Annotated in this window: 7 protein-coding genes; 6 read left to right on the forward strand and 1 reads right to left on the reverse strand. The window is 67.3% G+C overall.

Annotated features, from left to right (window positions below; genetic code table 11):
• From FVW20_RS02500 to FVW20_RS02510, 3 genes are all read left to right on the forward strand, one after another.
• Positions 1-2,161: tetratricopeptide repeat protein (locus FVW20_RS02500; RefSeq protein ID WP_196608152.1), on the forward strand; the 2,161-nt coding region annotated here is incomplete at its 5' end.
• Between the two features lie 280 nt (positions 2,162-2,441).
• Positions 2,442-3,293, forward strand: coding sequence for an AmmeMemoRadiSam system protein B (amrB, locus tag FVW20_RS02505; RefSeq protein ID WP_196608153.1), 852 nt, complete (start codon positions 2,442-2,444; stop codon positions 3,291-3,293).
• Positions 3,294-3,835: 542 nt separating this feature from the next.
• On the forward strand, positions 3,836-4,861 hold the full coding sequence (locus tag FVW20_RS02510; RefSeq protein ID WP_196608154.1) for a GNAT family N-acetyltransferase: 1,026 nt from the start codon (positions 3,836-3,838) through the stop codon (positions 4,859-4,861).
• A 146-nt stretch (positions 4,862-5,007) separates the two neighbouring features.
• Here the strand turns inward: FVW20_RS02510 and FVW20_RS02515 are convergent, their stop codons facing one another.
• Positions 5,008-5,217 carry a heavy-metal-associated domain-containing protein gene (locus tag FVW20_RS02515; protein ID WP_012612461.1) on the reverse strand — a complete coding sequence of 70 codons (210 nt, stop codon included), beginning with the start codon at positions 5,215-5,217 and terminating at the stop codon, positions 5,008-5,010.
• A gap of 282 nt (positions 5,218-5,499) precedes the next feature.
• Here FVW20_RS02515 and FVW20_RS02520 point away from each other — a divergent pair, with 282 nt between their 5' ends.
• The 3 genes from FVW20_RS02520 to FVW20_RS02530 form a co-directional block, all read left to right on the forward strand.
• A complete protein-coding gene (locus FVW20_RS02520) occupies positions 5,500-5,778 on the forward strand; it encodes a hypothetical protein (protein ID WP_196608155.1) in 279 nt (92 codons plus the stop codon).
• Between the two features lie 75 nt (positions 5,779-5,853).
• Complete coding sequence (gene miaB, locus FVW20_RS02525; RefSeq protein ID WP_196608156.1) at positions 5,854-7,302, forward strand: tRNA (N6-isopentenyl adenosine(37)-C2)-methylthiotransferase MiaB; 1,449 nt, start codon at positions 5,854-5,856, stop codon at positions 7,300-7,302.
• A gap of 240 nt (positions 7,303-7,542) precedes the next feature.
• On the forward strand, positions 7,543-8,030 hold a 488-nt coding region (locus FVW20_RS02530), incomplete at its 3' end, for a bifunctional nuclease family protein (protein ID WP_196608157.1).

An 8,030-nucleotide genomic window follows, 5' to 3' on the forward strand; every position in this document is an offset into this window, starting at 1 on the left:
TCCCGAAGGCCCCACGCCGCCACCGCAGCCCGACGGCCAGCCCACGCCCCCGGTCACCGGCAACGCCACCTCGCCGCAGGCCGAGGCCGCAGGCAAGGCCGCGACCAACTCCACCAATGCCACCAACGCCACCCAGGTGGTGTACGTGGACGAAAAGGGCAATCCCGTTCCCCCGCCGCCGGTCCCGGCAGAACTGCTGGAGCAGGCCAAGACCTTCATGGTCAATGCCGACTACCCCAAGGCCATGGAACTGCTGGAGACCCTGAAAGGCCTGCGCGACACCCCAAAGGACATGTACGAGGAGGTGCTGTACCTCATCGGCGACGTGCTCTACGCGCAGAACAAGGACAACATCCTTGCCGCCTTCGACAAGATCGTCACGGCCACCAACGAGGCCATGAACTACAACCTGAAGTCGCATCGGGTGCCGCAGGCGCTTCTGCGCCTTGGGCTGTTGAACACGCGCGTAGGCAACTCGCAGGAGGCCGAAGGCTATTTCAACCTGCTGCGCCGCCAGTACCCGCACGACGAAAACGCCGCCCTTGCCATGTACTACGCAGGCGAAGAGGCCTACAAACGCGGCGACTACCAGAAGGCGGCGGACAAGTTCCAGTCCATCGTGCAGGACTTTCCGGAAAGCAAGTACGTGCGCGAAGGCTCGGTAAGCCTGGCCCGCACCCTGTACAAGCTGGGCTACTACCAGCAGGCCGCGTCCATCCTGGACTTCGTGGACAAGCGCTGGGGCCGCTTCTACCTGGAATATCCCCAGTTGCTCACCGTGGCCGCCGACGTGTCCGACCACCTGGGCAAGCTGGACGACGCCCGCGCCAACTACTGGCTGTACTACAACATCAATCCCGACGCTGGCGACATCGATACCGTGCTGGCCCGGCAGGGCGACATTCTGACCAAGCAGAAGCAGCCCGAGGCCGCACGGGTGCTCTACGAGGAGGCGGTGCGCCGCTTCCCGGACAAGGACGGCGGCCTCATTTCGCTGATGCGTCTGGCCGAGGAAGGCATCCACGATACGCCGAGCATCGCGGAGATGGTCTCGGTGTTCCAGAGGCCGGACAACACCCGCCCGGTGCAGGCATACACCACCATCATTTCCGGCCACCCGCAAAGCCCGCTGGTGCCGCTGGCCCGGCTGAAGCTGACCATGTGGTACCTGTGGAACCGCCAGTTTCCGGAGGCGCTGGCATCCGCCGTGGAATTCGCCCAGGCCCACCCCGGCAGCGACATGTTGCCAAAGGTACGCGAAATCGCTCTGCAAAGCTTCACCCAACTGGTGGCCGATGCGGTGCCCGATGGCAATTACAACCGCATCCTGCAGCTGTGGGAACAGTACCCGCTGATCCGGGAAAACGAGAAGGACCTGTCGGTGGACACCCACGTGGCCATCGCCCTCAGCTATGCCAACACCGGGCAGCCCCAGCGGGCGCTGGAGATGCTGGACGGCTTCCTGAAGGGGCCGAAGGATCCCAGACACGGCGAAACCGTGCTGGCCCTGGCGCTCAAGGTGTATCTGGAAACCCAGAACTGGCAGCGCATCGCCGACGTGATGCAGGGCGTGTCCGGGTGGAGCCTGTCCGACCCGGTGCAGAAGCAGGCGGACTACGCGCTGGCCCTGGCCCACGAAAACCTGGGGCAGCCCGACCTGGCCGTACCCCTGTGGCAGCGCCTGTACGACCGCAAGGACCTGCCCCAGGAGCAGCGGGCCTACGTGGGCTACTTCCTGTCGCGCGACGCGGAGCGCAAGCGCGAACTGGAAAAGGCATACCTGCTCACGCGCGAAACCTTGTCCGACTTCCTCGCCGTTGCCCAGGCCAGCCCGGAAAAGGAAGACACGCCGCGCATCAAGGAATGCCTGCTCTCGCTCATGGACGTCACCGAAGCGGCGGGCCGCCTGCGCGAATCGCTGGACTGGACCGACCAGTACGCCAAATACGTGCCCGATTCCGACCCCGGCTACGCGGCCATGCGCTATCGCGTGGCGCGCCTGCAACGCAAGATGGGCAACGTGGACGCCTGGAAGGCCACCCTGGAAGACCTGGTCCGGCGAGACCCCCAGTCTCTTTACGGTCGCATGGCAGCGTCCGAACTGCGCACCACCGACGTGACCAAGGGGCTTTCCGGGTTCACCCAAGGCGCACAGCCGTAGGCGTCCTCCCCCTCCTTCGGCAACGGGCAGGCGCAACGCCCGGCGCCGCCCTGCCTTCCCTTGCCTTCCTGGCCTTCCCCCTGCGCTGTTCCCGCCGCCCCCATCTCCGTTGTTTCCGTTTTTCCGCGCATCTGGCATAGGTTGGGTGCGGACCCGCGGGCGAGGTTCCGCGTCCGTGCGGATTGCCCGGACATTGCATCAAACAAGCCACCGGACAGGCCGCCGACATTCCGCCCCTTCCCTTCTTCGCCACGTCCGCCGCTACCAGCAGGAGGCCGCCATGCATGATGACAGGCATCCGGACACCGGACACTCCATAGACCGCAACCCCGTGGTGGCGGGCATGTTCTATCCGGACGACCCCGACCTGCTGCGCCACACGGTGCGCGAACACCTTGCCGCCGCCCCGCGAGATGCAGCCCCCACCCTGCTGGCCGTGGTGCCCCACGCGGGCTACGTCTATTCCGGCGAAGTGGCCGGGCAAACCCTGGGCGCGGCCAACCTGCCCGACACCATCGTCCTGCTGGGCCCCAACCACACCGGGCTTGGCGCGCCACTGGCCGTCTGGCCGGGCGGGCACTGGCACACCCCCCTAGGCCCGGTGCCCGTGGACGAGCAACTGGCCGACGCGCTGGCCGAATCGGGCGCGGGCTTCACCCGCGACACCGCCGCCCACGTGCGCGAGCATTCCATAGAGGTGGTCCTGCCCTTCCTGCAGGAATACACGCCCGACCTTGCCATCGTGCCCGTGGCCGTGGCAGAGCCGCACCCCCAGGCCCTGCGCGAGGCCGCGCAGGCACTGGCCGGGGTACTGCGCCCACTGGAAGCCGCCGGACGGCGGGTGGCCATGGTGGTGTCGTCGGACATGAGCCACTACGTCACCCACGCCGACGCCGCCCGGCTGGACCGCCTGGCCCTGGCCCGCATCGAGGCGCTGGACCCCCTCGGCCTGTACGCAACAGTGCGCGACCGGGGCATCTCCATGTGCGGGGTGCTGCCCGCCACCCTGGGGCTGCTGGCCGCGCTGGACATGGGCGCCCAGACCGCGCGGGTGGTGGCCTATGCCACCTCGGGCGAGGTCAGCGGGGATATGCAGCGGGTGGTGGGGTATGCGGGCGTGCTTGTTGCGTAGGGGCTGTCTCTAACTTGTCTTTCTGCTCGTTGGCTGACCGACCCGAAGGGCGCGGAGCGTGCCCGTTAGGCGAGCTTGCGAGCCTTGCCCCAGCCGTACGGATGGAGACAGCAGCGATACGGGCATCGTGCGCAACGCGGTCAAACTTCGCCTGCCATGTCGGTCGAATACGACAAGAGTATACTCCCTCATGACAGGCTCGTTTTCCTTGCCAACGAACAAAAAGCCTACGTTAGAAACAGCCCCTGAATCCTTGACACAAGGGGTTTGCCGTTCCGCCCTCGGCAGAAGACAAAAACCCCTCTTGCGCCAGCCGCCCCGGCGCAGGTCACCGGATTTCGCTCGGTGTCGGAAGTTTCCCGCACCGCCCCATTGCGGCAGCCCCCACCTTGTACCTTCCGGCACGAGCGGCCCCGCATATTGACGGCGGGCAGCAGCGGTGTCATTTTTCGCGCGGCTGCGGGCAACGCTCCCGCGCCCACCGGTGCGCCGCGCGTTGCGTGCGGCCCGGTTGCCTTCCCGCGCCACCCAACGGAGCCCCCGTGACCACGCAATACCGTCTCGAAGAGACCACCCCCGGCGCCCAGTGGGACGCCTTTGTCGAGGCATCCCCCAACGGCACCATCTTTTCGCTGTCCGCGTACCTTGCCGCCGTGCGCCAGCCCAGCCGCCTGTACTGGTGCATGAACGGCAACGAGCGCCGCGCCGCCGTGGCCGTCACCGAATCGGCGGACGGCAACTGCGCGGTGCAGCACGACTTCGTCATCCACAACGGCATCCTGTTCGCGCCGCCCGCCAACAAGCAGAACCGCTCCACGGTGCTGTCCGAGCGGTTCGAGATCGCCACGGACGTGGCCGCCGCCCTGTCGCGCCGCTACGAGCGGGTGGAACTGGCCCTGTCGCCGCAGGTCACCGACATCAGGCCCTTCCTGTGGCACAACTACGGCAGGGACGACGCCCCCCATTACGCGGCCGACGTGCGCTATACCGCCTACGCCAGCCTGACGGGCTTTGCCGATGCCGCCGCGCCGGAAGACGTGCCGCTGTTTCCGGAGATTTCCTATTCGCGCCGCCAGGAGGTGCGCAAGGCGCTGAAGACCGGCGTGCGCACCACAGAGGACGCCACCCCCGAAGACCTTTCCGCCTTCTACGCCCTGACCATGGGCCGCCAGGGCATCGAGGTAGAGCGCGAACGGCTGGACGAACTGCGCGACCTGGCCGCCGCCGTGCTGGCGGGCGGCTTCGGGCGGCTGTTCGCCACCCGCACTCCGGAAGGGGAACTGGCGGCCATGGCCCTGTTCGGCATGGACAGCAAGCGCGCCTACTACCTGTTCGGCGCGGGCGATCCGCACCTGCGCAACACCCCCTGCGGCACCGCCGTACTGTGGGACGCCTTTGGCCAACTGGCCCGCGCTGGCGTGACCGAAGTGGACCTGGAAGGGGTGAACAGCCCCCGTCGGGGCTGGTTCAAGCTCAGCTTCGGTGCGGACATCCTGCCCTACTACCAGTTGGTCAAGGCTGGCCCCGAACCTGCCGCGCCGGCAGAACAGCCCGCGCAGGAACAATAGCCCGCACGGCTGCACGCGGCCCCGGCGCCGCGCCGCAAACCCGCCAGAATATCGAAGGGGCGTGGGCCTGTGCCCCCGCCCCTTCATGCGAAGCAAAACCTGCACCGGGGTGCCCGCCATCCGGCGCGCACCGCCAATGGATACGGCTACGCCTCTTCTTCCTCCAGCGTGTACCCGGCGCTTTCCACGGCTTCGCGCAGCATGCGCGTATCCACGCACACCGCCGGGCCGTAGGTGATTTCGCCGGTGGCAAGGTTCACGTTCACTTCCTCGATCCCGGCCTTGGTCTGGATGGAAGTGGTCACGGTGGCGGCGCAGTCCGGGCTTTGCAGCCCCTTCACCTTGTACTTCTTCATGGGAAATCCTCCCCGCGTGGGCGGTATGCCGCAGGCGCGGCGCACGATGTGAAGGGAAACGCCGGGGCAGTCACCGGCGCGCGACGACACTTCGTCTTCAATGTCGAGACTATACCGCTTTTATCCTACTGTGCAAGTAGGATTTGGCCCCTTGCGCACCCCCCGTGAATGCCTTACCTCAAGGAACCATCAAGGCGGGCCGACCGTGGCCAACGGGTTTCCCCTGTTCACGGCCTCCTTGCCGACGGCATGCCGCCCCCCGCACCACAACCCCCGCAACCCATGCTTGAACTTGACTTCACCCCCTCCGGCTACGTCTACATGGCGCTCATCTGGGCGTGCGTGGGCATTGGCGCGGCGATACTGGCCCGAAGGCAGGGCCGCAACCCCCTGCTGTGGTGCGCGGCCTGTCTGATCGCGCCCATCGCCCTGTTCTACCTTGCGGGCGAGCACAGTGGGCGGGAGGACGCACGAGCGCGGGCCCAACGCATGCAGTCGGGGAACGCGAAGCCGGAGCCCGAACAGGCGCGGACACCCGCCAACGGCAAGGGCGCCGAATAGCCCGACGCCACCGCCCTCCCTTTCATCCACCCGTGCCGGGCGCACCCCGGCCTTGCACCAGCATACCACCGGACCATGAGCGACCGTACCTTTCATATCCTGACCTTTGGCTGCCAGATGAACGTCAACGATTCCGACTGGCTGGCCAGGGCACTTGTGGCGCGCGGCTTTACGGAAGCGCCCCTGGGCAAGGCCCGCGTGAACATCGTCAACACCTGCTCGGTGCGCGACAAGCCCGAGCAGAAGGTCTACAGCGTGCTCGGGCGCATCCGCCAGGCCACCCGCAAGCTGCCCGACGCCTTTGCCGTGGTGGGCGGCTGCGTGGCCCAGCAGATCGGCTCCGGGTTCTTCACCCGCTTTCCGCAGGTGCGCCTGGTGTTCGGCGGCGACGGCTCGTCCATGGCCCCGCAGGCCATCGAACGGCTGTGCGCAGAGCCGGGCCTGCGCGTCTCGCTGCTGGACTTTTCCGAGGAATACCCGGAACGCGACGCCCAACTGGATTCCGGGCCGGTGCCGCCTTCCGCCTTCGTGAACATCATGCAGGGCTGCGACAACTTCTGCGCCTACTGCATCGTGCCGTACACGCGGGGCCGCCAGAAGTCGCGCGCGGCAGACGCGGTGGTGCGCGAATGCGCGGAACTGGTGGATCGCGGAGCGAAGGAAATCACCCTGCTCGGCCAGAACGTCAATTCATACGGGCAGGACGCGGAAGCCACCCGCCAGGCAACGGCGGCTGGTGACGGCAAGGCCGTGAGCTTCGCCGAACTGCTGCACCGCGTGGCCGCCCTGCCGGGCCTTGCCCGGCTGCGCTTCGTCACGCCGCACCCCAAGGACATCGCGCCCGAGGTCATCGACGCCTTCGGCACGCTGGACAACCTGTGCCCGCGCCTGCACCTGCCCCTGCAATCCGGGTCGGACCGCATCCTGAAGGCCATGGGCCGCAAGTACGACATGGCCCGGTACATGGACATCGTGCACCGGCTCAAAGCTGCCCGCCCCGACATCCAGCTTTCCACCGACATCATCGTGGGCTTTCCCGGCGAAACGGAGCAGGACTTCGAGGACACCCTGGCCGCCATGCGGGCCGTGGGCTTTGCCGCCAGCTTCTCGTTCTGTTATTCCGACAGGCCGGGCACCCGCGCGGAGATGCTGCCCGCCAAACTGGACGCCGCCGAAAAGGCCGCCCGCCTCGCCCGCCTGCAGGAATGGCAGAATGATTATACTGAACAGTGCTTGCGGAGCATGGTAGGGTTGCACACAATGGTGCTGCTGGACGGCATGAGCCGCAAGCCCGGCATGACCACCCCGGAATTGCAGGAAGGCGTGCATGAAGGCGTGCATGACGGCGTTGCAGGCACCCCCGGCGGCGAAAGCTGGCAGGGGCGCGACCCGTACGGACAAGCCGTCAACGTGGTGATGCCCCCCCGTACGCAGGGTGGGCCGGAAGGCTGGCTGGGCCGGATCGTGCCGGTGACCATCGTCGAGGCCAAGAAGCATTCGCTGCGCGGAGTATTGCGGGCATGATCCGCTTTCCGCGCCGCATCGGCCCGCAGGGTCGTACTGCCCGCAAGCCTGGTCGGTCTGGGCAGGCTGGTCGGCCTGTCCGGACCGGATGGACCGGATGGACCGGACGGAGCGGACGGGCCGGTGGGACAGGTGGGACAGGTGGGACAGGGCGGATCGGGCTGGGCTGAATGACCGGGCAGATATGGCTGACCGGGCACCATGCGAAGACGCCCGCAGGGGCGCACAGGCAGGTATCCCATGATAGAGATGAAGGTCGTGGGGCTGTCGCTGGACGACGCCACCAAGGCGCCGATCCTCGTCCTGCGCCGCGAGGCCGGGGAGGAACTGCTGCCCATCTGGATAGGGGCCATGGAAGCCATGGCCATCTCCATTGCGCTCAACAGCGTGGACGTGCCGCGCCCGCTCACCCACGACCTGCTGCTGAACACCCTGCGTTCGCTGGGGGCGCAGTTGGTGGCCGTGGACGTGGTGGACCTGCGCGACGGCACCTACTTCGCCGAACTGGACATTTTACTGAACGGTTCGCGCACCCGCGTGGACTGTCGCCCCTCCGACGCCATTGCCCTGGCCCTTCGGGCCGACGTGCCCATCTTCGTCAGCGAGGATGTGTTGCGCCGCGCCGCCGAAGACCGTCTGCGGCCCAACCTGGACGATAACGCCGCCCGCCGTCCCACCGACGCCGCGTCGGCCATGGCCCGCGAGGAAACGGCCCGGCGCGACGTGCG

This window comes from Nitratidesulfovibrio oxamicus (assembly GCF_015731765.1).
GTDB classification, from domain to species: domain Bacteria; phylum Desulfobacterota; class Desulfovibrionia; order Desulfovibrionales; family Desulfovibrionaceae; genus Cupidesulfovibrio; species Cupidesulfovibrio oxamicus.

Bases quoted from the DNA above. Each gene is read 5' to 3' on its own strand.
- amrB (WP_196608153.1), top strand. From the start codon at position 2,442: ATGCATGATGACAGGCATCCGGACACCGGACACTCCATAGACCGCAAC.
- FVW20_RS02515 (WP_012612461.1), bottom strand. From the start codon at position 5,217: ATGAAGAAGTACAAGGTGAAGGGGCTGCAAAGCCCGGACTGCGCCGCC.
- FVW20_RS02520 (WP_196608155.1), top strand. From the start codon at position 5,500: ATGCTTGAACTTGACTTCACCCCCTCCGGCTACGTCTACATGGCGCTC.
- miaB (WP_196608156.1), top strand. From the start codon at position 5,854: ATGAGCGACCGTACCTTTCATATCCTGACCTTTGGCTGCCAGATGAAC.